Below are 18,868 nucleotides of genomic sequence, written 5' to 3' on the forward strand. Positions count from 1 at the left end.
AATGGCTAAAATACTTTTTTACGACCTAGAAACGACCGGTACCATGTACTGGAAGAATGGAATACATCAACTATCAGGTGTAGTGGACATTGATGGTATCGCTAAAGAATCTTTTAATATCAGGATGAAACCTAATCCAAATGCGGTAATAGATGACGCTGCATTGAAAATCGCCAACGTAACTCGAGAAGATTTGGAAAGTTACGGCACAGGCATGATCCAGGGATATGGTCAATTTATAAAGATGCTTGGCAAATATGTAAGTAAGTTTGATAAGAAAGATAAATTCCATCTTTGCGGTTTTCGGAATAGTGGTTTTGACGATCCCTTTATGAATGCCTGGTTTAAACAATGCGGCGATAACTATTTCTTTTCATGGTTTTGGGGAAATAGCCTTGATGTAAGTGCTATGGCATCGGAAAAGTTTAAAGACGAGCGCGCGACAATGCCAGACTTCAAACTTAAAACCGTCGCTTCCAAGCTAGGTATTGAAGTCGATCAATCAAAGTTGCATGATGCAATGTACGATATCGAATTGACACGACAATCATATTACAGGCTATGCAAGATATAATCCAAAGCAGTCTTGATAGTTTGCTAAAGAACGCAAGTAGTCTATCAATAAAGGCCGAAAGCGGGGCAATGCAAAACCTTGTAAAAGGCGAAATGGATAAAGTCACACATTTGGTGACCATCCGACAATTAACAGGAATCGTAAAACAATTAAAAGATCGTTTTGATGGAAAATCCGGAAAAGAACTTGGAAAAGTTGATCATTCTAGTTACCCAGATTGGTGATGCGATTAGTCAAGAGATCGACAGGGATAACCCCGACGAGCTCCTAGGTAAGTTACAAGAGCTTGCCGCTCTTCAGAGTACCGCTTCATATGCTCTAGCATTGGCCGAGCAGCTGTACAATGCCAAAATAGCCAGTTTACTTGTTAGCGGCCTATACATAAAATATTCTGCCACTGATCGAAAGCAGATATTCGCAGAATTAGCGAAAGAAGAACTTTTCTATTACAATCTAATAGAACGGTTCACAAAAAACATAAGCTATTCCATCGAGAGTTTCCGAACGATGATCTCATACATGAAAATGGAATTTGAAAAGTCTAAATATCAAACAACGTAAATATAAAGCACATGGAAATAAAAGGAAGAGTACACGAAGTACATCGAACGCAGCAGATAAGCGAATCTTTTAAAAAGCGTGACTTGATCATCGCATACGCGGAAAATCCGCAATTTGTCGAATACATCAGTTTTCAGGCGACACAGGATCGAGTTTCGATCTTTGACAACCTACGAGTTGGCGATGAAGTGCAAGTAGCATTTAATCTTCGCGGTCGGCCATGGACCAACAAAGATGGAGTGACCACATTTTTTAATTCGCTTGTAGCATGGCGGGTTACAAAGTTGGAAGCTCAGCGTCCAGCACAGCAGACCGCGCCTAGTTACGCCGATCTGCCGCCGATGGACATAAGCAGCGCGGATGACGATGATCTGCCATTCTAGTATTCACCAATGAAACATAAAATATGAAAGAATTAAACGAAAACATCATCACTTGGGCACAGGATAAGGGTATCTTCGATAGCTCATCACCTTTAAAGCAGTTAACAAAGACTTTTGAAGAGGTTACAGAATTGGTTACCGCTTTAGTCCAAAAAAACGAAGAAGAGATCGTGGATGCGATTGGGGACGTGAACGTCACTTTAGTTATCCTGAAAAAGCTAGCCGAAAGCACGAAAGAAAGCGGCGACTTGGCCAATTCCAAAATATTTATCTTGATCAATTGGATCGTTGAAATATTCAAGAAGATCTGCCAAAACAAAGATGTAACTATTGATGTAGTTCGCGCACAAGAAATGTTGCACCGTGTTGCCCAAGAGAATAATCAAACGATTGAATCATGTACGCAATCAGCCTACAATGTTATTGCAAATCGGACTGGTAAGATGGTAGGCGGCGTATTTGTGAAAGATGATCTTTCCGAAGCTAACTCTTTGCAAGCAGCCAAGCCAGCAAGAAAAAAGCCGAAAGGAGGTGTTAAAACCAATGAGTGATATTAAAACGCTAGAGCAGGTACCGGTTGCCGTAGGTTTGATTTTAGAGAAGCTTTCGGCACTAGAGATTGAGATGGCAGAACTAAAAGCAAAGTATGAAAGTGCTCCTGCTGCTCCAAAATCAGACGAAGAGTTATTGACCGTTAAAGAGGCTTGTGTATTCTTGAAGATTAAGCAAAATGCTTTGTATAGATGGAAAAGGGAAAAACTAATTCCATACACGAAGATCGGATCGAGAACCTATTTCAAAAAACTAGACCTCGAAAATTACAGTAAGTTGGACATCAGAAAAGTAAAAAGAAGATGATAAAGCAAAAGGGTGACGGTGCATTGACTGCCGTAAAAATTCATTACCTATCGGAAGTATGTAGTCTATTGACACACCATTCGCTAGAGTTTGTTAGATCTGCAGGTACGATTAAGAATCATGCTAATAGGATCCGGCAAAGCGCTAGCGCTATTAAAACGACTCTAGCCGTGGATAACATCAGGATGATTGAAAGGCGGGAAGAAAATGTTTTTGATGAAAAGTCCGAGCTTTATCACTTGATCGAACTTGTTTTTAAGCTTGGCCTTTCATCTCTCCCTGAAATCAATCAAGTATTGAAGGAGCTATTTAAATCGAAAATAGATAGTGATCACGATTCTTTGGATCTCTAAGTATAACTGTAAGTTATGCCAGTTATATTAGGTGTGCAGTCGCATTGCACGATAACGTTTTCTAATAATATTTGCCCACTTCCGGGACGATGCGACCGTCATGGAAAAGTGGCTTAGGTATCATATGGAAAATTTAAAAGTTGGAATGTGGGTCACTCTTGATGATGATGGTCACATTATGATAGGAAGAATAACCGAAGTACTAAACGAGGTCGTAATCTATGTGAATGATAGGATGTTTCTACGCTGTGAGCATAGCATCCAGCCGTTAACAACCGAGTTTATTGACCGTTTAAAAGGGGAGGTAGTTAATGACTAGACAAATAGTATCCAAAATCATACTGCAGGTAACAATTAGCGGCGGCATACTCGTATTCTTCTGCTTCGTAGCAATATCTGCTTTAAGAGATGGCATTTACACGTTTGCGATCATGGCCCTCATATGGGGCGTTGTAGCAAGTACGATGACTTTCTATTTGATCGGCAGAAAAAGCGAGGTTAGATAATGCTGTCGCTTTTAGCAAAAAAAATATAAAAGAAAGAGGTATTAATGGCAAATGTAGATGGCAACGGTTATGCCCTTTCAAGGGCTTGGTTCAATTTCTGTTTTGAAAACAACCATTTGGTTAATCCAAACCATTCGGCGATGTTCATGTGGTTCGTAGAGCTAAATAACCGTATGGGGTGGGCTTATAGCTTTGCTTCACCTGCTTCACAGACTATGGCCGCTCTTGGAATGAAATCTTATAACACTTACAAGAAGACGTTTGATGATCTCGTTACGTGGGGCTTCGTTAATGTGGTTCAAGCGTCCAAAAATCAGTGGACAGCTTCAATAATTGCCCTATCAAAAAATGATAAAGCACATACAAAAGCACTTGATAAAGCACTTACGATGCACGAGCAAAAGCAAAGTGAAAGCATGGAACAAAGCACAGTAGAAAGCACGGATAGTATAATAAAACCAATAAACAATGAAACCAATAAACCAATAAACATTTTTTGTGCATCGCCTTCCGGCTCGCAAGAAAATTTATTTGAGAATGATCATCTAGATGATCAAAAAAATGAAAAAGAAAAAAGTTCCGCCAAAAAAGAAAAAGCATTTGGAAAGGCAGAGTTTCGATTGGCACTAGTCATGAAAGGAGCGGATCCTCAACATGTGGATGACTGGCTAAAAGTTCGGGTTGCAGCGAAAGCTTCTTTCACCGAAACGGCACTGAACAAGTTGTTGAGTGAATGTGAACGCAATAACTACCCTGTAGCCATGGCGGTTCAGGCATGCGCAGAATACAGCTGGAGGGGATTCGAATATCAATGGATTTTAAATAAACAAAAATATGCAACAGGACAAAAGGCAGTTAGCACAAGTCAAAACAGGCAACAGCGAGTTGACGAAGTGGCCAACCTTAGAGGCCTTGCAAAGTCAATTATCATCAATGGTGATTAGAACTCCAGTGCAGGCAATCAAATCTAATGTACCGTCGGTGGGTAAGTTAAAATCGATCTACGGCGACACGAAGATTAAAGCACTTCTTGTCGATATGCTTGCCGACTTTATAGAGTTCATTAACGTCGGTAAGACTTTCAATGGCTCTCAGTTAGCGCAAACCGTTCAGATGGTACAGCAATACTTCCCACACTTCAATTTAGCCGATCTAAAGCTATTTTTCGACAAAATGAAGCTAGGACATTACGGAAGCTTTTATGATCGAATGGACGGGCAGCTAATACTTGAGAAGATGGAAGAATACAATCAGGACAGAATGAACGAGTACGAAAAGCTGAGAGTTGCGCGAGATAAGGAGGTGGTTAAGAATAATCCTATCGGCTCCGGCTATCATCCCGATGTGGTTCAGGCGCTGAAAGACGCGATCGGCGAGAAGAGGCCGTTTCAACAAAATGTCTCAGCACCACGCACGCCTACAGAAGCCGAACTCTTCCACCAGAGATGCCTAAAGCAATTTGACAATCTATACCGGAAGCATGGGCAACAGGTATCGACCGTTCGATTTTTGGTGTTCGGAAACAAGCGGTACACAGGAGACACGTTTATCGAAAGAAAAATTAACAATATAATCACTAAAACCGAAAGTAATGAAAAACATTAAGCAGAAAATCGTCAATAGACTTCCCAACATCCTAACGACCAAAACAGGTTTGTTAAAACTAAACCAGGAGCAAAAGGAAGCATTAGCTGAAAGACTTGAACTGTTCTTTCGCTTAGAATTTGGAAACGCGAGTGAGGAAATTAATTCTGAAGCATCTGGCGATCTTCCAACAATATCACTAAACTAATGATCAAAGCGAAAATCGGTAAGTGTGTTGATTGCTCGAAGGAATCTAGATTGACAGCGGCCCGATGCCAATACTGCTACTGGAAGCATAGAAAGGACGTCAAGAAATCGAAAATAGTAGACTCGGGTATTACGATTGCTAAGAAACAAGCGAAGCCCATACGTTTTTTAAGTAAAAAAAGAGCAGCTCAAAATGTATTGTATCTTAAAAAAAGGCGTATCTTTATGGAGCAAAACAACACATGTAAGGCAAGATTGTCAGGATGTACCTATTGGTCTACGGATGTTCATCATCCACAAGGGAGAATGGGAGGTTTACTGACAGACGAAAGCAAATTTATAGCGCTTTGCCGTAACTGTCACAACTTCATAGAAGAGAATCCTAATTTTGCAAAAGAAAATGGGTTTTCGATAAGTAGGATCTGATGGGGGCGGAGAGCGAAATACAAAAAGCCTGTGTAGACTGGTTCACGCTAAAGTACCAAAATAGGGGATTAGGCCTAATCGTATCTATTCCGAACGAGGGAAGGCGTAATGCTCGGACCGGCGGTCGACTTAAGCGAATGGGATTGAAAGCGGGCTTTCCGGATCTGCAGGTCATTAAGAAGGGAGATATACTCTTTATTGAAATGAAAACTCAGCGAAAGAATAGCGAGACCAGCGATAAACAGGATGCAGTACATTGCGTTTTGCGATCATTGAAGCACAAAGTAATCATTTGCCGTAGTTTGGATCAGTTCATTTCCGCTGTGGATAGATTTATGTGCTCTTAGATATAACTAAAAGTTATACAAATTATATTCTATATGGTTGCCGAAAAAATGAAGCTTAAAATACTCGCTGCAATTGCAAGCCATCTAGCTGGGCACATCGATTCGCTATTTGAGAAAATTAGCGAAGAATCGAGAAAGGATTATTCCGCTCAGCAAGTAATTGACGGATATGAAGCGGTCACAAAAGTGAAGGTTCCGACTGAAAAATCGGCTCATTTGACTCGTACACCACGCCATGTCGTGGATATACATCGTGCTGTTGTATACATATTCTACGTATTGAATTGCCCGTTCTATGCCACTTTCGGCATCCATGAACAACTTCGCAGGAATAAGCTTGATGAAATATCCGCAAGCTTAAGCATCAATAGACGATACATCGCCTACTATATAATCAGTGGGCGACACCACTTTAAATTTTACAAAGACTTTAAAGAACTAGTTTTGCAGAATTTAGAATATAACGGAAAAGTATAAAAATTATATAGTATAATTTGGATATATAAGAACGCTTTTATACCTTTGATTTAAAGTAACACACACAAAATAATTATTGTATGAAAATAACAGGAATGACACCTGTAAGCGTAGTTGAAGCTATGCCTACGGATGAGAGTACCTATCTATTTGTAGATAGTTCAGGTATTCTGCCAGCCATGTATGTAGCCCCGGATGAAAGACATTTTGCAACTGCTGTAGGGTATGACATATGGCTACGGCCTAAAGAAGCTTTAGACTCTTTGCGACCTTTTCATCCGATTATCGAGGTTGATTTATCAAAGAAGCCAACACTTTTAGAAAGTGAGGCCACGCATGACTAGAAAGCAATTAGAGAACATCATCTTATTCATGTCGATGTTCACGGACGAGCGGAATGACATCGCTCAGGTTAATGAGAAGTTCGGTTTGGAACTCACGGACAAGTTTGGTAATGAGCAAGCATTAACTGCTTATTTATATGCTAAAGGGATTAGATTGGAAGGTGAGGCTGAGGGCACGCTGAATCTACAGCTGCGAGGAAAGCTCGTAATGACTCTTGGAAGTAAGAAACAGTGGATTGACCAAATACCAATCCGACTTCCTGAAAAAACAAGGACAGGCGAACAATTTTTATTCATTGATGGCAACGGATGCAAATTTGAATCTGGGGCTGATTTCGAAGCAGCTGAAAACATAAATAGCTACCCTTGCCGGGTCTATAAACTGATGTCTGTCGCGGAATATGAAAGCGAGGTACCCGGTGAATAGCCCCGAAGTAATCCAATCCCTAGAGCAGGTAGAAGCGCCTGCTTTAGAGCTCGCCCCTGGTGTTTGGGATATAGCGCCGGAACGCGAAGAAGTCAGCGACATCGAGGAACTAAACCAACCTCGACCACAATTAGTGATGTTCACCAAAAATCAAAAGCAAGAAGGAGGCGCAAAATGAGTAAGACGCAACTAAACATGTTCGCGGCTATGCGTAGCACATTTCAGGAACAACAGGAGTTAACAGTACAATCGATGAATGCCTATGGGTCTAAATATGATCACTGGGTGTTCGCATGGTCTGGGGGAAAGGATAGCACAGCCACACTCACATTTGTTCTCTATTTAATTGAATCAGGACAGATAAAATCTCCTAAGAAAATAACTGTGTTACTAGCTGACACGAGATTGGAGCTGACACCATTATGGATGTCTACGATGTTGATCTGTGATCAGTTACGGAATCGATCTATCCGAGTAGATATTGTTACTGCTCCTATCGAAGAAAGATTTTTTGTTTACATGTTTGGAAAGGGTGTACCTCCACCATCTAATACTTTTCGTTGGTGCACGCCTAAGCTTAAAATCGATCCGATGATGAAACATCTAGAGCGGCTATACAAGTCAAAGAATGAAAAGTTCCTATTGATCACTGGTGTTCGGCAAGGCGAAAGCGCTGCACGCGACGGCCGAATCTCGATGAGCTGCGGAAAGGATGGCGCTGAATGTGGACAAGGTTGGTATCAATTGACTGCACCCGACTCTATCTGTGATAAACTAGCTCCGATTCTACACTGGCGCGTTTGCTCAGTATGGGATTGGTTAAAAATATTCGCTCCAATGGCGAAGTATGGAGCTTGGAAAACGGAGCAAGTTGCAGATAGCTACGGTGGTGATGAAGCGGAAGAAAAGAATGCGCGTACTGGATGTGTAGGTTGTAACCTTGCAAGTAAAGACCTATCACTACTACTCACAATAAAAAATCCTTACTGGTCTTATCTCGCGCCTCTCCTCAGACTAAGAGATATGTATGCTGAACTAAAGAAGCCACATAACAGACTTCGTAAAACAGAACTTCAGATCAAGAAAGATGGTGAGTTAGCAAAGAATCAAAATAGAATGGGCCCGCTGACATTCGAAGCTCGATTATGGGGTTTGCAGTATATTAAAGATATCGAAACTGATATCAATACAATTGCCGAACAAGAAGGAAAGCCTACTATCTCTCTAATCAACACTCAAGAGGAATCAGCTATTCGCCGGATGATCAGCAATAACACTTGGCCGCAGGGTTGGGATGGAACGGAGAAGAAAGGAGACGAACCATTTCTGCAAAGATTTAACGATGGATCGGCGCAACCGGATTTATTCATAGATATAGTATGAACAACCACACCTACCCCCTAGAGACGAGAGCCGCGGCCATGGAACTGTTGCATGCGGGAAACACCCTTGCAACAGTTTCGCAACACTTTGGTTGCTCCATTGCAACAGTTTCTAGGTGGTATGTCGAGTATTTGGGATATAGAGGTCGCGAGGGAATTTCCATCATCCTTCAAAGCAAAAATTCTAATATCATCGAATTCGAAGATATTTAGAATTATCATCGATATACGTGATAACACACGTGTTTAAACTTAAAAACATGAACCACGGATCATTATTCAGCGGGATAGGCGGTTTCGACTTAGCCGCGCAGTGGATGGGATGGAATAATGTATTCCATTGCGAGATAAACCCATTCGGACAAAAGATTTTAAAACACTACTGGCCAAATGCAGACAGCTATGAAGATATCAAAACAACAGACTTCACTATTTACCGAGGAACAATCGACGTTCTTTCCGGAGGATTCCCTTGCCAACCATTTAGCCTTGCAGGAAAGCGAAAAGGCGCGGAAGATGACCGTTACCTCTGGCCTGAAATGCTCCGAGCTATTGACGAAATCAGACCCCGCTGGGTTATTGGTGAAAATGTTGCTGGCCTCGTCAGTATGGTACAACCCGAGATTGACGAAACTGATATGGAAAGCCAAACCAATCTACAAGGGGAAATCGACAGTAAAACTGTACAGGAGTACCAACAATATGTTGTCGAGACAGTTTGCCGGGATCTTGAAAACTTCGGATATTCCGTCCAGCCGATTATTATTCCAGCTTGTGCCGTCGGTGCGCCACACAGAAGAGATAGGATCTGGTTTGTTGCCTACGCCTCAGGCTGTAGATTCGAACGGCAAAGGGAGAAATTTGAGGTTGAAAACTGGGAATCGGAATCCGGAACAGCGGGGAAGTTGGAGAGGCGATCTGAAGGATTATGCATACAAAGGAATGCTACCGACACCGAAAGCGCAGGATTCCAAGGGAGGATTTTCAAAGGAATCAAAGGCTTTAAAGAAAAGGATGAATCATTCTCGAGGACCCGGTTTAACGGAATTTCTAAACAGAATTGGACAAACTTCCCAACTCAACCCGCAGTTTGTGGCCGAGATGATGGGCTTCCCACCGGATTGGACGGAATTACCTTTCCTAAGTGGAGAGCAGAAAGCATCAAAGGATATGGAAACGCTATAGTGCCTCAGGTGGCATATGAAATATTCAAAGGGATAGAGGAAATCGAATTAAATCGTTAATCACTCAGGGCGGTTGTATAGCCGTCCTATCTTAAAATTATTGAAATGAAGAGAGTATACAAGTACACATTAAAAGCTTTAGAATCGCAAACTTTAGAGATGCCTGCCGGAGCATTGATCAGGTCTATACAGATTCAAGATGACAGAATATCTTTATGGGCTGAAATTGACCCAATGATAAATCATGTAGAATCTGTAACCATTCTCATGTTCGGCACAGGGTGGGATATCCCCGATAAGCATTTAGAATACATCGATACAGTTCAGTTTCTTAACGGTCTAGTTTTTCACTTTTACAAACTTTTGAAATGAAACAAGTAACCATAACCACAGGCAAGGCAACGATAGTCGTTGTGGATTTACCGGGGGAACAAGAAACTACTGTGGACGAATTACTAGCTGAAGAATGGTTTATGTACGATGATCCAATTTCAGCAGTCAAGCAAGCTAAAAAACATTTAATATCTAAAGGTATTCCTAATCCTGATGAATATAAATCGATAGGAAACTATTTAACTGAAGAAGAATATATAGGAATTGTGGATCAAGGTATTCATTCGGGGTTATTTGCCAATTATGCTAAAGGCGTAATGCCACCAAATCTTTTTTGTTACAAAACAGCCACAGAATCCGGCCTATCTCTCCTAAGAGCTAACGGGGTGGTGATGGAGAATCCTATAAGCAATGATGATAGACATCGTTTTTCTGAATGGCTTGAATGGGAACTTAAATTATGGTCTAACCCTCAAATTTTTGTTAAGATATGATACAAGCAAACGATTTAAGGATAGGGAACTTCGTACACTCCGTTGAAATTGGAAATGAAGTTATAATCAATTCTATATCTGATGAAGGGATTACTTTTAAAAATTGTGTTACTTTCGACTATCCCACTTTTGAAGATATCACACCCATCCCTTTAACAGAGGAAATACTTTTTAAGTGTGGGTTTTTCTACGATATAGATAGCGACACTTACAAAATATCGGACTGTACACTTCAAATTGACATGAGTGATTTCGAGATTCCTGATGCAATAGTTTTTGGTGAATCATTACGGTATGTGAGACACCTCCACCAACTTCAAAACCTATTCTTCGCGCTTACAGGAAAAGAATTGGAGGTGAAGCGATAAATTAGGCTAGCGAGTAATGCTAGCCTTGATTTTTAACAGCTAATTGTATAATTTTTTAGATCAAAGTCTCGATACGTAAAATTTATGGGAGGTTTTGAATCCGAATAAATTTCGAACGTATGCCAATCTTTTGTAAACTTATTGCTTATTAAATCAGATTCAATAGCCTTTAAAACGAATTTTATCATATCGGCTTCTGACAACTGATATTCATGCCTCCATTCAGCGTAAGCCCCTGCTATCTTAACTAATATATTTTTTATAGAGTCATCATTGACGTTCTGAAAATCGTAGGCCAAAATTTTACCATCAAAACTACCGCTAGGTAGATACTGCGCATTTGTGAGTCTAAATTCCATAAGCTTATTTTCTTACAAACATAGTCTCGAAAGCTACGATTCTCAAATTAAATGTAAAATAGTTGGTTACGGCTTCCCGTAACAATTTATCAAGGCATTTCCCCACCTTGCCCGCATGACATTTTCCCTTATCCCTATCACCGACCGGCTTCCCGATGAAAACCATTTCGATCACCCGCTCGACACTGTCCTATTCTACGATGTCAATGGTGTTAAGTTTTTGTTTGGTAAGCAGCGTGTATTACGCACCTCTGCTAATACGTGGATAGAGCAAGGCTTTACACACTGGCTGGAAGAATCTCCAACTCATAATCGGTAAACTCGTAGTCCTCATAGGTAAAGTCAATAATAGGTTTCGAACTTCGGCGGATTTTAAACGTATTTATCCTATACCGGAACCCCCTCTCTATTAGGTCCGGCTTGATAACCTTTATCAAAAATTTGATCATTTGTTTATCAGTCAGATCATATAAATCTTTCCACTTATCGAAAAGTTCATCGATCTGTAACCACACAAGGTATTTGGACTCATTATCTAACCGTCTGAATTCGTAGCCAACGACTTTGCCGTCTACCGAGGGGATATCCAAGTATTGAGCTCTGATTAGTCTGTATCTCATAATGTAGATTTTAGACGCAAATATCGCTTAATACCTAATTCTCCAATCAGATATGACCATTCGCTTTAAATATTGTAGACGATCATTGACAGCAGTTTACGAATTTACGAACGGAAATCGACCGTTGTTAATTTTTGTATTGTAAACATCTAAAAACGCTTTATCAACACTTGTCTCTTCGTCTAATATCCAGTCCAGGGGCATAGCTCTAGAGTACTCATCCTCTATCATCGCAAACCTTTCTTCCTCTGATACATTCACAAATACGTAATTGGCATAGGGCATGGTGAAATATATGTCCGTTAATACAACCACGCCTTTGTGCTGCTTGTAAAGGCTCTCTATATTATCCCGTGTCAGCGGACGCAATCCGTCCCAAACATTTTTGATATCTGCTCTGGCCTGTTCAATTCTTTCAGGATATTGATAGTTCACATAATCTTCGAATAGCTTCCGAGCGTCTTCCAAGTACCCATTATGCATCAATTCAAGAGATACATTTCTGTGCACTCCGTAGAACGGATCCCTGCCCCATATGAACGCTTCTTCAGGTGGTTCGTCCAGATACTCAACCTCTATTATAATGTTTTTGAGAACGGCAAGCTTATTAAAAGCCTCTACCAAATGTTTTTCCATAGTTATATAACTCCTAAAAATACCTGACCAATCAAATCTTCTTCGCGGATATTTTCCAGCGCGTCCTGGATGATTAAATAATGTGTCTCCTGCAGGGGAACTGAACGTCTAGCAATTTCATCGCTATCCAAATCCATCAGCTGTTCGATCGGTATTTTCTCTGCATACCATGTAGGATTGGTACTATTAAGTGGAGAAACTGAACGAAGAACAGTATACCCCTGCCATTTAAGGGTTCGCAACAATATGTGTGACAAGGCAACGAATTCCATCTAAGTTTGTTTGATTGGTAAAACTAATATACGATATTTACGAATATGTGCTACCATACCTCGACACCTTCCAGCGATCTTTTAAAGACGGTAATCAAGGACGCTAACGTTCACTATCAGTTTGATACTATCTACCATGTTAGCGGCTTTTCCCGTCCGATCCTGCCGGTCACACTGAACAATGATATTGATAGCATAGTCCCGGCCAGATGGAAGTTTTTGCCATATTGGGTAAAGACCGAACAGGAAGCTGATAAGTATGCCAATACCCTCAATGCAGTAGGGGAAGAAATATTTGATAAAGCAACCTACAAGAAATCAATCGGCCAACATCGCGGACTCCTATACGTCACCGGATTTTTTGAACCTCACTCCACCAATGGCAAAAAGAACGACGAGACTTACTACGTCAGCGATCCCGAATCGCCCATCTTCACACTGGGCATCGTTTGGAACCATTGGCAGGATTACGACACCTTTGCAATTCTTACTACAGAAGCAAATAAATTCATGGCCGATATCCACAACATTGGTAACCGGATGCCGCTGATCATTCCGCAGGAGAAAAGACACAATTGGCTACTTGCCGAGGGAAAAGAAGAAATACAGCAGCTGATCGTTCCGTATGACAGGGAATTAAAAGCGCATAAGACTTTCCGTGTAACTTCTGCTCGAGGAATCGAAACTAACATCCCAACTATCGCGGATCCTATTTAACAAGCCTATTCTAATAATAGATCAGGCAAAAAGTAGTTCCTATTATTATCGTCAGCAAGGAACTGTCGTAGCCCGGTATAGATATGTTCCCACGCCTCCTTCTCTATCTTTCTTTTGCCGCTCAACGTCTTCTCCCTATTGTACCGCTTCAGGGTAGTTTTCGCTTTTAACATCTTCTTGTAAAGTTCGGTTGTTTCGAAATCAGCATTTGGTTGTGAGCAACCAAGGTGGAGCTGCTCTAATTGCGATAGTATTGAATAAAGCTCTCTCCTCTCAATAGTTTCATGTATTAAATACTCCAAAACATTGTTTAAAAACTGCCAAGCATTAAGATCTTTTGATTCAACGTGAGCTACGGCGAAGGTAAATTCCTTTCCAGTCTTCGTGCTAGTCTTTGATTCCAAATTCGGTTGTATTTTCATTCTAGTCATAGGTTGATCTGCATATAAAAATATAAAAAAATACAATTATTATATTTACTAATATTTTTAGTAAAATTGCATTTATGAAACCGCTAGAAATACATGTCAGAAATCGAGTACTGTTTGCCAGAGTCCAGGAAGTGAACAAATCAATTGGATCATCCGACTATACCCTGTATGATAAAAATGGTGTATCGATCTATATTTTCCGCAACTCTATGAGCAAATGGGAACACGTCTACGGTAACTTGGCGGACGATGTTCGCGAAGCATGCTTAGATGCTTTGATACTACGATTCGATAAATACTGCACCGATATGTTTTATTATAAGGGAGAGCGGCAGGTTGTTGATGTCGGTTTCACTCAAGGAGCGGACTCATGGCACGTTCGAGTGAATAGGTTTCATTATGGTGCGATACGGATGAGCAGTAAAACAATGGATCTAGAATACTTAGAACACCATAAATGCGAAGCGCTAACTTGTGAAAGGATGGAGAAATACTTCCGGTGGATTAGGGAAGGGAAGATTAAGGGGTCAAAATAAAGTTTTAGCGGGAAGAACCCTTCTTGACAAACTTCGTTCAGTAACCAAATGGTTATATAATAAATGTTTTTCAGTAATCCCTCTGTCATTCGGCAGGGGGATTTTATTTGATAGCGACGTACTCAATGTAATATATAAGCACAAGCGGTTGCGCAAATTGAGCAAACGTTTGCGTTAACAATAGATGAAAATGTATTGAAACAATTCTGTTACTTTGCGTCATCATAGTAGGTTCATCCCTCCCCGGGGATACCGCCCCCTTCACTTGAGGGGGGTTATTAAACGAACTAAATTGGTTGATTGTTTACATATGTTTAAAGGTGCCGGATTCGACACCTTTAAACTAATCGAATTCGAATAGTTTAACCTTTATTATTCGCTACCTTCGCGCATGACAATCCCCGAGCTTAAAGAATTCTTTGAAGGCAAGACCTTCACCCCTCCAATCCAAATCAGCGAAGACCAGACAGTAGAAGATCCGGTGATATTTCTCAAAACCCAATTTATCATGGTAGGCCAATGGCCGGAAAAGAAACCTCTGGATAGATGCCCAGCTTATTTGAGGTTGATGAAGTTTCATCGCGCAATAAGTTAGCAACTGTAGCCATTATACTACACAAGGAGTATTTTGAATGTAATAATTTAAAAAAAAACGTAAATTTGGTTCTAATGCCCTTCCCAGGGGCACTATTTCATAAGCAGACCCTCCATGGAAACATGGAGGGTCATTGAAAGAAAAGAAAACGAATAAAATACAATCAACGATTTCAGGCAAACGGTTGCACGTTTATCGATAAACGACATACATCTAGAAAAAGATAAAAATTATTTGTTCGGATCATCATTAAGAGTTATCTTCACACTTAATAGTGAAATGACTATGAAATAGGAACTCAAAAACCTAAAAATCCAAAAAGTTAAGGACTGCTTATGAAATGTTCTGGGGAATGGACATTCAATGATCCCTTCGTCACCCGGCGAGGGGATTCTTATTGTTTATAATATTATGATAGGAATCTCCGGCCTATAGTCTCAAGCTTCTGATGAAGTTCGCCTTTTGGCTCCATAATAGTTTGTTTGTCGAGCGCAATGACCTTAAATCGATGATCCTCCTTTCTGACTAGAAACTTCTCTTCGAATCCTTGGTAGCCAGTTAACAGGACAGATAGGAACTCGGTGCATTTTATCACCTCGGCCGTATACAACGATTGCGTACCATCCTTACCGGAAATTGTCAACTGTAGGTGTTGTTTCATAACTTTTAATTTGGTGATGCAAAGATATGAACTATGTTAAAATGGATAATTACGGTTTTCCGTAAATTTTGATTTATGTCAATGGCTAAATTGCATTTTTGTAGGTAGTCACAGGAGGAGATAACTGCATATATTTTTTTGCTAGCTTATTCGAGTTTGATGAAGTTTTGGAAACATATTGATAGGGAACCCTAGCTATTTTATTATTTCAAAATTAATTGATATCATTGTTTTATTATTGACCAAACCATGAGCAAAGAATTGAACAAAACAACGGGAAAACTTCTCGAATCTGCTAAAGAATTGTATAATAGTGGTAATTCATTGGTTTCAGACTTTTCCAAACCTTTGGTGGAACGACTTAAACAGCCTCTCGTTGCTGCTTTTATTATATCTTTTGTCATAGTCAATTGGGATTTAATTCTCTATTTCATTTTCTCATCATCTTTCATTGAAACTAAAATTAATAGATTTTACATTCAATACAATCACGGCTCCTCCCTTTTTGTAAAGCCTTTCTTTCTGGCTATATTATATGTACTGGGTCTACCTTACCTCATGAATTATATCAAGAAAGGACTTGTTAGTGCTAAAAAAGAAGAAATGGAACTTCAAGAAGAAAACCTAACGCCGCAATATAAATTTCTAAAGGCTCAAGCAAGGGAGCAAAAAGTGCTACAGGTAGAGATAGCAGGTACAGGCGAACTGGAAGATTTAAATAAAAAAATATTTGGATTAGAAAAAACCATTGAAGAATACAATCAGCAATTAAATGATAGGCTTGAAACGAATCAAAAATTGCAAGCTGAGTACGTCAAATTGCAGACCGAACATACGAATTTACAGAATGAACTTGCAAAAGCCATAAAGTATATGTCTGAGAACAATCACGAACTGACAGAAGAAAATAGCCGCTTAAAGCAATCTGAAAGTTACGCTGCAGAAATGGATGAAGAAAATAGAAATTTGAAGACTCGTTTGGATAATTCCGTCGTAGCGAACCAAAGTTTGATAGAACGAGTTGAAAAGCAATTTACCGAGCTAAAAGGATTACGTCAACTTAGACCTGAAGATTTTCAAAAGCATGTCAGCTTTCAAAAACATATAAAAGAAAATGAAATTCCAGAATTCATATTAGCTATTGGACAATACCTTCATTCAAAGAAAATCACTAACCATAATGTCAATTGGCAGATAGAAAACGTCGATTTATTTAGAATTTTCGTTGATTTCAACATGCCGAATTTTGAGGATGATGCAGAGCTATTTTATGAAATTCGCAGCCATTTGGAGACAATGTAATCTCCAATACTATTAAGCGGCACTTTACCTTGAACCCCAAATCATTTAAGGTCGAGTGCCGCTTCCAGCAAGTTGTTAACTATATAATGAGTTTTAATTTAATGGATACACCTAAAAATCAATTAATTTAAACTTTATAGATACGAGTGGCCTCCATCTTTCATCAACCATGTCGTAGAAATATCCACCACCTATCCTAGTCCGGCCGATGTTAACACCTCCATCTAACCCAATATTTAATCGATCCGTATAAAAGGTACTCGCATTAAAATCGACTTTAAATAATGGCTCCTTTACCTCAAATTTTACTCGCTTAACACCATTTACAGTTGCTCGATTGTCGGAAACCCAAAAATCAATGTAATGCTTTTTCTTACCCATGATCCGAGTCCGCTTCCAATAATCAGCATGGTTTAGTTCAGCATTATAATTGAAATTGAAGTGTCCAGTTCCTTGTGAATCTTTTGGTGAAACAAACTCGATCGATGCCCATTTATCCACATATTTGAACCCAGTATCAGTTCTAACGGCTTTAAGTACACTATCCCTCCATGTTACAGTATACTGCTTATATTCCTTCAGCTGCTTACGCTCGATCCTTAAGAGGGACATAACGCTATCCAGTTTTCTCCTTGAACTATCATCGAGCTGCGTGACGCTTGAAACTATATTTGTTACTTCATCCATTACCGAGTGCTCAAACCCTTTTGTATCTATACTCTTATTAATACGATCAGCCTCAAGATTGACAAGCTTTTCTGCCTCTTCCGGAATTACCGTTTTGATAGTGGATGTTTCAGGTTGGGTAAAGTACCAATAACCAAAGCAGACAGCGATGCCCATCAGCATTCCAAATATTAAATTTCTCATTGCGAACCTCCTTTCAAAGATTTAAGTTCTGCGCCTTGGTGCTTGATCACCTCCTTCAATTCTTTCTCAGTAGCATCCTTGTGCAGAATAGTGTTTACGTATTGATATATTTGGCTTTCAAGCACCTCGATGCGCTTATCAGTTTTTTCCTGCCTATCTAAACAGTCCTTTATTCTGTCATCTGACGAATCAAACGACTTATTAATAAAGACGGTTAACAATGAGCAGATAATACCAACAAGAACCGCCAGAGGGTATTTGTTGATTGTTTTTGCCTTTGCCTCGTCTATGATCTCTGCCATTTCTTTATTTCAAATAACTTGCGCTAACCCATCCCCGAACCTTATCCCTGCAGACCAAAACCTCGATCCATCCTACGGAAATAGAAAGCACGTTTACTTCGATACCAAGTGGCAGTGTTCGGATAACCCTGTGTCCAATACCGGCACCAGCGCGGAGGTTAAGCCTTGCTGTTGTGCGCATAGTTGAAACATTCCCTGTCGTACTGTTACCGCCGTCGTACTTATTTATGATTCGCGCGTGCTCCTTGGCCAATGCTGACTTCCCTCGCTCATATGCTACAACATCGCTTGGATTGGTGATGAAGAAAAGCTCCTGCAGGCTGTTGATGCCTCCTTTACGGACAAAGGCTAGTCGACCTCGGGCTGACTGGCTTTCCTTGATCACTCCACGGTTGCGGATGCCTAACACATCGCTAGTTGCTTTGACCATTTCCGTAGCGAAAGCCTTATCCTGAGCGGTGTGAGCGTCTGCAATAACTCCAGTTGCTCCAGTAGCTGTAGGACCGGCTGCATCAGCGTGAAATTCGCAAAGCACATCTTTCCCTTTCGGGTTGATACGTGCAAGGTATTGACCTAGTGTTTCGGTGTCGCGATCATTTACTACGGTTGCGCCCAGTGCGAACAGCTCATTGCTGACCATATCCCGATACTCCATCATCATTACGCTTTCACGTAATCCGTTTGCCATAGCGCCGGGATCACTGTTATGGTGTCCCGCGCTTATGTAACTGTCATCTATTAATAGTAATGCCATTGTTT

General features: G+C 40.4%; 35 protein-coding genes. 26 read left to right on the plus strand and 9 right to left on the minus strand.

The features are described 5' to 3' along the window. Nucleotide 1 precedes the first annotated feature (1 nt). The 21 genes from DI53_RS07865 (at nt 2) to DI53_RS07980 (ending at nt 10,808) form a co-directional block, all read left to right on the plus strand. Nucleotides 2-574 (plus strand): 3'-5' exonuclease, encoded by a 573-nt coding sequence (locus tag DI53_RS07865; protein WP_037497418.1) that lies wholly within the window; start codon nt 2-4, stop codon nt 572-574. Nucleotides 575-739: 165 nt separating this feature from the next. Further along, nucleotides 740-1,135 carry a hypothetical protein gene (locus DI53_RS07875; RefSeq protein ID WP_131555199.1) on the plus strand — a complete coding sequence of 132 codons (396 nt, stop codon included), beginning with the start codon at nt 740-742 and terminating at the stop codon, nt 1,133-1,135. Nucleotides 1,136-1,146: 11 nt separating this feature from the next. After that, nucleotides 1,147-1,518 carry a DUF3127 domain-containing protein gene (locus tag DI53_RS07880; RefSeq protein ID WP_037497422.1) on the plus strand — a complete coding sequence of 124 codons (372 nt, stop codon included), beginning with the start codon at nt 1,147-1,149 and terminating at the stop codon, nt 1,516-1,518. A gap of 23 nt (nt 1,519-1,541) precedes the next feature. Next, the gene (locus tag DI53_RS07885) at nt 1,542-2,069 is read left to right on the plus strand and encodes a nucleoside triphosphate pyrophosphohydrolase family protein (protein WP_037497425.1); all 528 of its coding nucleotides are present in this window, start codon (nt 1,542-1,544) and stop codon (nt 2,067-2,069) included. After that, the gene (locus tag DI53_RS07890; RefSeq protein ID WP_037497426.1) at nt 2,062-2,376 is read left to right on the plus strand and encodes a helix-turn-helix domain-containing protein; all 315 of its coding nucleotides are present in this window, start codon (nt 2,062-2,064) and stop codon (nt 2,374-2,376) included. Before DI53_RS07885 ends, DI53_RS07890 begins: the two co-directional genes overlap by 8 nt. Beyond that, nucleotides 2,373-2,729, plus strand: a complete 357-nt coding sequence (locus DI53_RS07895) for a hypothetical protein (RefSeq protein ID WP_037497427.1) — start codon at nt 2,373-2,375, stop codon at nt 2,727-2,729. Before DI53_RS07890 ends, DI53_RS07895 begins: the two co-directional genes overlap by 4 nt. 178 nt (nt 2,730-2,907) lie before the next feature. Further along, the gene (locus tag DI53_RS20295; protein WP_157836759.1) at nt 2,908-3,048 is read left to right on the plus strand and encodes a hypothetical protein; all 141 of its coding nucleotides are present in this window, start codon (nt 2,908-2,910) and stop codon (nt 3,046-3,048) included. Nucleotides 3,049-3,279: 231 nt separating this feature from the next. Beyond that, entirely contained in the window at nt 3,280-4,179 is a 900-nt protein-coding gene (locus DI53_RS07910) for a hypothetical protein (RefSeq protein WP_037497431.1), read from the plus strand. Continuing rightward, on the plus strand, nt 4,169-4,840 hold the full coding sequence (locus DI53_RS07915) for a hypothetical protein (RefSeq protein WP_037497433.1): 672 nt from the start codon (nt 4,169-4,171) through the stop codon (nt 4,838-4,840). The genes DI53_RS07910 and DI53_RS07915 overlap by 11 nt, the downstream gene beginning before the upstream one ends. Continuing rightward, nucleotides 4,827-5,027 (plus strand): hypothetical protein, encoded by a 201-nt coding sequence (locus DI53_RS07920; protein ID WP_037497434.1) that lies wholly within the window; start codon nt 4,827-4,829, stop codon nt 5,025-5,027. Before DI53_RS07915 ends, DI53_RS07920 begins: the two co-directional genes overlap by 14 nt. A gap of 424 nt (nt 5,028-5,451) precedes the next feature. Next, nucleotides 5,452-5,799 (plus strand): VRR-NUC domain-containing protein, encoded by a 348-nt coding sequence (locus tag DI53_RS07930; protein ID WP_052072196.1) that lies wholly within the window; start codon nt 5,452-5,454, stop codon nt 5,797-5,799. 48 nt (nt 5,800-5,847) lie between these two features. After that, the gene (locus tag DI53_RS07935; RefSeq protein ID WP_131555201.1) at nt 5,848-6,276 is read left to right on the plus strand and encodes a hypothetical protein; all 429 of its coding nucleotides are present in this window, start codon (nt 5,848-5,850) and stop codon (nt 6,274-6,276) included. A gap of 80 nt (nt 6,277-6,356) precedes the next feature. Then, entirely contained in the window at nt 6,357-6,620 is a 264-nt protein-coding gene (locus DI53_RS07940) for a hypothetical protein (RefSeq protein ID WP_037497439.1), read from the plus strand. Continuing rightward, complete coding sequence (locus DI53_RS07945; protein WP_037497441.1) at nt 6,613-7,047, plus strand: hypothetical protein; 435 nt, start codon at nt 6,613-6,615, stop codon at nt 7,045-7,047. The genes DI53_RS07940 and DI53_RS07945 overlap by 8 nt, the downstream gene beginning before the upstream one ends. Next, nucleotides 7,022-7,225, plus strand: coding sequence for a hypothetical protein (locus tag DI53_RS07950; RefSeq protein WP_037497443.1), 204 nt, complete (start codon nt 7,022-7,024; stop codon nt 7,223-7,225). The genes DI53_RS07945 and DI53_RS07950 overlap by 26 nt, the downstream gene beginning before the upstream one ends. Further along, nucleotides 7,222-8,430 (plus strand): phosphoadenosine phosphosulfate reductase domain-containing protein, encoded by a 1,209-nt coding sequence (locus tag DI53_RS07955; protein WP_037497445.1) that lies wholly within the window; start codon nt 7,222-7,224, stop codon nt 8,428-8,430. Before DI53_RS07950 ends, DI53_RS07955 begins: the two co-directional genes overlap by 4 nt. After that, nucleotides 8,427-8,642 carry a helix-turn-helix domain-containing protein gene (locus DI53_RS07960; protein WP_037497447.1) on the plus strand — a complete coding sequence of 72 codons (216 nt, stop codon included), beginning with the start codon at nt 8,427-8,429 and terminating at the stop codon, nt 8,640-8,642. Before DI53_RS07955 ends, DI53_RS07960 begins: the two co-directional genes overlap by 4 nt. Before the next feature lie 47 nt (nt 8,643-8,689). Beyond that, entirely contained in the window at nt 8,690-9,673 is a 984-nt protein-coding gene (locus DI53_RS07965; RefSeq protein ID WP_037497449.1) for a DNA cytosine methyltransferase, read from the plus strand. A gap of 45 nt (nt 9,674-9,718) precedes the next feature. Further along, on the plus strand, nt 9,719-9,985 hold the full coding sequence (locus DI53_RS07970; RefSeq protein ID WP_037497451.1) for a DUF7352 domain-containing protein: 267 nt from the start codon (nt 9,719-9,721) through the stop codon (nt 9,983-9,985). After that, the gene (locus DI53_RS07975; protein WP_037497453.1) at nt 9,982-10,440 is read left to right on the plus strand and encodes a hypothetical protein; all 459 of its coding nucleotides are present in this window, start codon (nt 9,982-9,984) and stop codon (nt 10,438-10,440) included. The genes DI53_RS07970 and DI53_RS07975 overlap by 4 nt, the downstream gene beginning before the upstream one ends. Next, a complete protein-coding gene (locus tag DI53_RS07980) occupies nt 10,437-10,808 on the plus strand; it encodes a hypothetical protein (RefSeq protein WP_037497454.1) in 372 nt (123 codons plus the stop codon). Before DI53_RS07975 ends, DI53_RS07980 begins: the two co-directional genes overlap by 4 nt. 32 nt (nt 10,809-10,840) lie before the next feature. Here DI53_RS07980 and DI53_RS07985 read toward each other — a convergent pair whose 3' ends face one another. Beyond that, a complete protein-coding gene (locus tag DI53_RS07985; protein ID WP_037497457.1) occupies nt 10,841-11,167 on the minus strand; it encodes a hypothetical protein in 327 nt (108 codons plus the stop codon). Nucleotides 11,168-11,282: 115 nt separating this feature from the next. On the opposite strand from DI53_RS07985, the gene DI53_RS20145 reads away from it, so the two are divergent. Next, nucleotides 11,283-11,486, plus strand: coding sequence for a hypothetical protein (locus DI53_RS20145; RefSeq protein WP_131555203.1), 204 nt, complete (start codon nt 11,283-11,285; stop codon nt 11,484-11,486). Here DI53_RS20145 and DI53_RS07990 read toward each other — a convergent pair. From DI53_RS07990 to DI53_RS08000, 3 genes are all read right to left on the minus strand, one after another. Next, the gene (locus DI53_RS07990) at nt 11,446-11,787 is read right to left on the minus strand and encodes a hypothetical protein (protein WP_037497459.1); all 342 of its coding nucleotides are present in this window, start codon (nt 11,785-11,787) and stop codon (nt 11,446-11,448) included. The two genes, DI53_RS20145 and DI53_RS07990, sit on opposite strands and share 41 nt — an antisense overlap. 96 nt (nt 11,788-11,883) lie before the next feature. Then, nucleotides 11,884-12,423, minus strand: coding sequence for a hypothetical protein (locus tag DI53_RS07995; RefSeq protein WP_037497460.1), 540 nt, complete (start codon nt 12,421-12,423; stop codon nt 11,884-11,886). A 2-nt stretch (nt 12,424-12,425) separates the two neighbouring features. Then, nucleotides 12,426-12,695: a hypothetical protein gene (locus DI53_RS08000; RefSeq protein WP_037497462.1), complete on the minus strand. Its 270-nt coding sequence runs from the start codon at nt 12,693-12,695 to the stop codon at nt 12,426-12,428. Nucleotides 12,696-12,740: 45 nt separating this feature from the next. Here DI53_RS08000 and DI53_RS08005 point away from each other — a divergent pair, with 45 nt between their 5' ends. Next, nucleotides 12,741-13,412: an SOS response-associated peptidase gene (locus DI53_RS08005; protein WP_037497464.1), complete on the plus strand. Its 672-nt coding sequence runs from the start codon at nt 12,741-12,743 to the stop codon at nt 13,410-13,412. A 5-nt stretch (nt 13,413-13,417) separates the two neighbouring features. Here the strand turns inward: DI53_RS08005 and DI53_RS08010 are convergent, their stop codons facing one another. Next, complete coding sequence (locus DI53_RS08010) at nt 13,418-13,843, minus strand: hypothetical protein (protein ID WP_037497466.1); 426 nt, start codon at nt 13,841-13,843, stop codon at nt 13,418-13,420. Between the two features lie 74 nt (nt 13,844-13,917). On the opposite strand from DI53_RS08010, the gene DI53_RS08015 reads away from it, so the two are divergent. Both DI53_RS08015 and DI53_RS20740 read left to right on the plus strand, forming a co-directional pair. After that, on the plus strand, nt 13,918-14,379 hold the full coding sequence (locus tag DI53_RS08015) for a hypothetical protein (RefSeq protein ID WP_037497468.1): 462 nt from the start codon (nt 13,918-13,920) through the stop codon (nt 14,377-14,379). Nucleotides 14,380-14,770: 391 nt separating this feature from the next. Further along, nucleotides 14,771-14,974 carry a DUF6965 family protein gene (locus tag DI53_RS20740; protein WP_037497469.1) on the plus strand — a complete coding sequence of 68 codons (204 nt, stop codon included), beginning with the start codon at nt 14,771-14,773 and terminating at the stop codon, nt 14,972-14,974. A 409-nt stretch (nt 14,975-15,383) separates the two neighbouring features. Here the strand turns inward: DI53_RS20740 and DI53_RS08025 are convergent, their stop codons facing one another. Beyond that, the gene (locus DI53_RS08025) at nt 15,384-15,635 is read right to left on the minus strand and encodes a hypothetical protein (protein WP_037497471.1); all 252 of its coding nucleotides are present in this window, start codon (nt 15,633-15,635) and stop codon (nt 15,384-15,386) included. A 249-nt stretch (nt 15,636-15,884) separates the two neighbouring features. Between DI53_RS08025 and DI53_RS08030 the strand changes: the two genes are divergently transcribed. Beyond that, nucleotides 15,885-16,937 (plus strand): coiled-coil domain-containing protein, encoded by a 1,053-nt coding sequence (locus tag DI53_RS08030; RefSeq protein WP_037497473.1) that lies wholly within the window; start codon nt 15,885-15,887, stop codon nt 16,935-16,937. A 111-nt stretch (nt 16,938-17,048) separates the two neighbouring features. Here DI53_RS08030 and DI53_RS08035 read toward each other — a convergent pair whose 3' ends face one another. Genes DI53_RS08035 through DI53_RS08045 form a run of 3 tightly spaced genes read right to left on the minus strand, consistent with a single transcriptional unit; the run spans nt 17,049 to nt 18,863 of the window. After that, nucleotides 17,049-17,807, minus strand: a complete 759-nt coding sequence (locus DI53_RS08035) for a hypothetical protein (RefSeq protein ID WP_037497475.1) — start codon at nt 17,805-17,807, stop codon at nt 17,049-17,051. Then, nucleotides 17,804-18,109 (minus strand): hypothetical protein, encoded by a 306-nt coding sequence (locus tag DI53_RS08040; protein WP_037497476.1) that lies wholly within the window; start codon nt 18,107-18,109, stop codon nt 17,804-17,806. The genes DI53_RS08035 and DI53_RS08040 overlap by 4 nt, the downstream gene beginning before the upstream one ends. A gap of 4 nt (nt 18,110-18,113) precedes the next feature. Next, a complete protein-coding gene (locus DI53_RS08045) occupies nt 18,114-18,863 on the minus strand; it encodes an N-acetylmuramoyl-L-alanine amidase (protein ID WP_052072198.1) in 750 nt (249 codons plus the stop codon). Nucleotides 18,864-18,868: the final 5 nt, after the last annotated feature.

It is taken from the genome of Sphingobacterium deserti (assembly GCF_000757725.1).
GTDB lineage: Bacteria > Bacteroidota > Bacteroidia > Sphingobacteriales > Sphingobacteriaceae > Sphingobacterium > Sphingobacterium deserti.

Excerpts from the sequence above, each read along its gene's own strand:
- DI53_RS07865 (WP_037497418.1), top strand. The coding sequence starts at position 2 with ATGGCTAAAATACTTTTTTACGACCTAGAAACGACCGGTACCATGTAC.
- DI53_RS07875 (WP_131555199.1), top strand. The coding sequence starts at position 740 with ATGGAAAATCCGGAAAAGAACTTGGAAAAGTTGATCATTCTAGTTACC.
- DI53_RS07880 (WP_037497422.1), top strand. The coding sequence starts at position 1,147 with ATGGAAATAAAAGGAAGAGTACACGAAGTACATCGAACGCAGCAGATA.
- DI53_RS07885 (WP_037497425.1), top strand. The coding sequence starts at position 1,542 with ATGAAAGAATTAAACGAAAACATCATCACTTGGGCACAGGATAAGGGT.
- DI53_RS07890 (WP_037497426.1), top strand. The coding sequence starts at position 2,062 with ATGAGTGATATTAAAACGCTAGAGCAGGTACCGGTTGCCGTAGGTTTG.
- DI53_RS07895 (WP_037497427.1), top strand. The coding sequence starts at position 2,373 with ATGATAAAGCAAAAGGGTGACGGTGCATTGACTGCCGTAAAAATTCAT.
- DI53_RS20295 (WP_157836759.1), top strand. The coding sequence starts at position 2,908 with ATGATAGGAAGAATAACCGAAGTACTAAACGAGGTCGTAATCTATGTG.
- DI53_RS07910 (WP_037497431.1), top strand. The coding sequence starts at position 3,280 with ATGGCAAATGTAGATGGCAACGGTTATGCCCTTTCAAGGGCTTGGTTC.
- DI53_RS07915 (WP_037497433.1), top strand. The coding sequence starts at position 4,169 with ATGGTGATTAGAACTCCAGTGCAGGCAATCAAATCTAATGTACCGTCG.
- DI53_RS07920 (WP_037497434.1), top strand. The coding sequence starts at position 4,827 with ATGAAAAACATTAAGCAGAAAATCGTCAATAGACTTCCCAACATCCTA.
- DI53_RS07930 (WP_052072196.1), top strand. The coding sequence starts at position 5,452 with ATGGGGGCGGAGAGCGAAATACAAAAAGCCTGTGTAGACTGGTTCACG.
- DI53_RS07935 (WP_131555201.1), top strand. The coding sequence starts at position 5,848 with ATGAAGCTTAAAATACTCGCTGCAATTGCAAGCCATCTAGCTGGGCAC.
- DI53_RS07940 (WP_037497439.1), top strand. The coding sequence starts at position 6,357 with ATGAAAATAACAGGAATGACACCTGTAAGCGTAGTTGAAGCTATGCCT.
- DI53_RS07945 (WP_037497441.1), top strand. The coding sequence starts at position 6,613 with ATGACTAGAAAGCAATTAGAGAACATCATCTTATTCATGTCGATGTTC.
- DI53_RS07950 (WP_037497443.1), top strand. The coding sequence starts at position 7,022 with ATGAAAGCGAGGTACCCGGTGAATAGCCCCGAAGTAATCCAATCCCTA.
- DI53_RS07955 (WP_037497445.1), top strand. The coding sequence starts at position 7,222 with ATGAGTAAGACGCAACTAAACATGTTCGCGGCTATGCGTAGCACATTT.
- DI53_RS07960 (WP_037497447.1), top strand. The coding sequence starts at position 8,427 with ATGAACAACCACACCTACCCCCTAGAGACGAGAGCCGCGGCCATGGAA.
- DI53_RS07965 (WP_037497449.1), top strand. The coding sequence starts at position 8,690 with ATGAACCACGGATCATTATTCAGCGGGATAGGCGGTTTCGACTTAGCC.
- DI53_RS07970 (WP_037497451.1), top strand. The coding sequence starts at position 9,719 with ATGAAGAGAGTATACAAGTACACATTAAAAGCTTTAGAATCGCAAACT.
- DI53_RS07975 (WP_037497453.1), top strand. The coding sequence starts at position 9,982 with ATGAAACAAGTAACCATAACCACAGGCAAGGCAACGATAGTCGTTGTG.
- DI53_RS07980 (WP_037497454.1), top strand. The coding sequence starts at position 10,437 with ATGATACAAGCAAACGATTTAAGGATAGGGAACTTCGTACACTCCGTT.
- DI53_RS07985 (WP_037497457.1), bottom strand. The coding sequence starts at position 11,167 with ATGGAATTTAGACTCACAAATGCGCAGTATCTACCTAGCGGTAGTTTT.
- DI53_RS20145 (WP_131555203.1), top strand. The coding sequence starts at position 11,283 with ATGACATTTTCCCTTATCCCTATCACCGACCGGCTTCCCGATGAAAAC.
- DI53_RS07990 (WP_037497459.1), bottom strand. The coding sequence starts at position 11,787 with ATGAGATACAGACTAATCAGAGCTCAATACTTGGATATCCCCTCGGTA.
- DI53_RS07995 (WP_037497460.1), bottom strand. The coding sequence starts at position 12,423 with ATGGAAAAACATTTGGTAGAGGCTTTTAATAAGCTTGCCGTTCTCAAA.
- DI53_RS08000 (WP_037497462.1), bottom strand. The coding sequence starts at position 12,695 with ATGGAATTCGTTGCCTTGTCACACATATTGTTGCGAACCCTTAAATGG.
- DI53_RS08005 (WP_037497464.1), top strand. The coding sequence starts at position 12,741 with ATGTGCTACCATACCTCGACACCTTCCAGCGATCTTTTAAAGACGGTA.
- DI53_RS08010 (WP_037497466.1), bottom strand. The coding sequence starts at position 13,843 with ATGACTAGAATGAAAATACAACCGAATTTGGAATCAAAGACTAGCACG.
- DI53_RS08015 (WP_037497468.1), top strand. The coding sequence starts at position 13,918 with ATGAAACCGCTAGAAATACATGTCAGAAATCGAGTACTGTTTGCCAGA.
- DI53_RS20740 (WP_037497469.1), top strand. The coding sequence starts at position 14,771 with ATGACAATCCCCGAGCTTAAAGAATTCTTTGAAGGCAAGACCTTCACC.
- DI53_RS08025 (WP_037497471.1), bottom strand. The coding sequence starts at position 15,635 with ATGAAACAACACCTACAGTTGACAATTTCCGGTAAGGATGGTACGCAA.
- DI53_RS08030 (WP_037497473.1), top strand. The coding sequence starts at position 15,885 with ATGAGCAAAGAATTGAACAAAACAACGGGAAAACTTCTCGAATCTGCT.
- DI53_RS08035 (WP_037497475.1), bottom strand. The coding sequence starts at position 17,807 with ATGAGAAATTTAATATTTGGAATGCTGATGGGCATCGCTGTCTGCTTT.
- DI53_RS08040 (WP_037497476.1), bottom strand. The coding sequence starts at position 18,109 with ATGGCAGAGATCATAGACGAGGCAAAGGCAAAAACAATCAACAAATAC.
- DI53_RS08045 (WP_052072198.1), bottom strand. The coding sequence starts at position 18,863 with ATGGCATTACTATTAATAGATGACAGTTACATAAGCGCGGGACACCAT.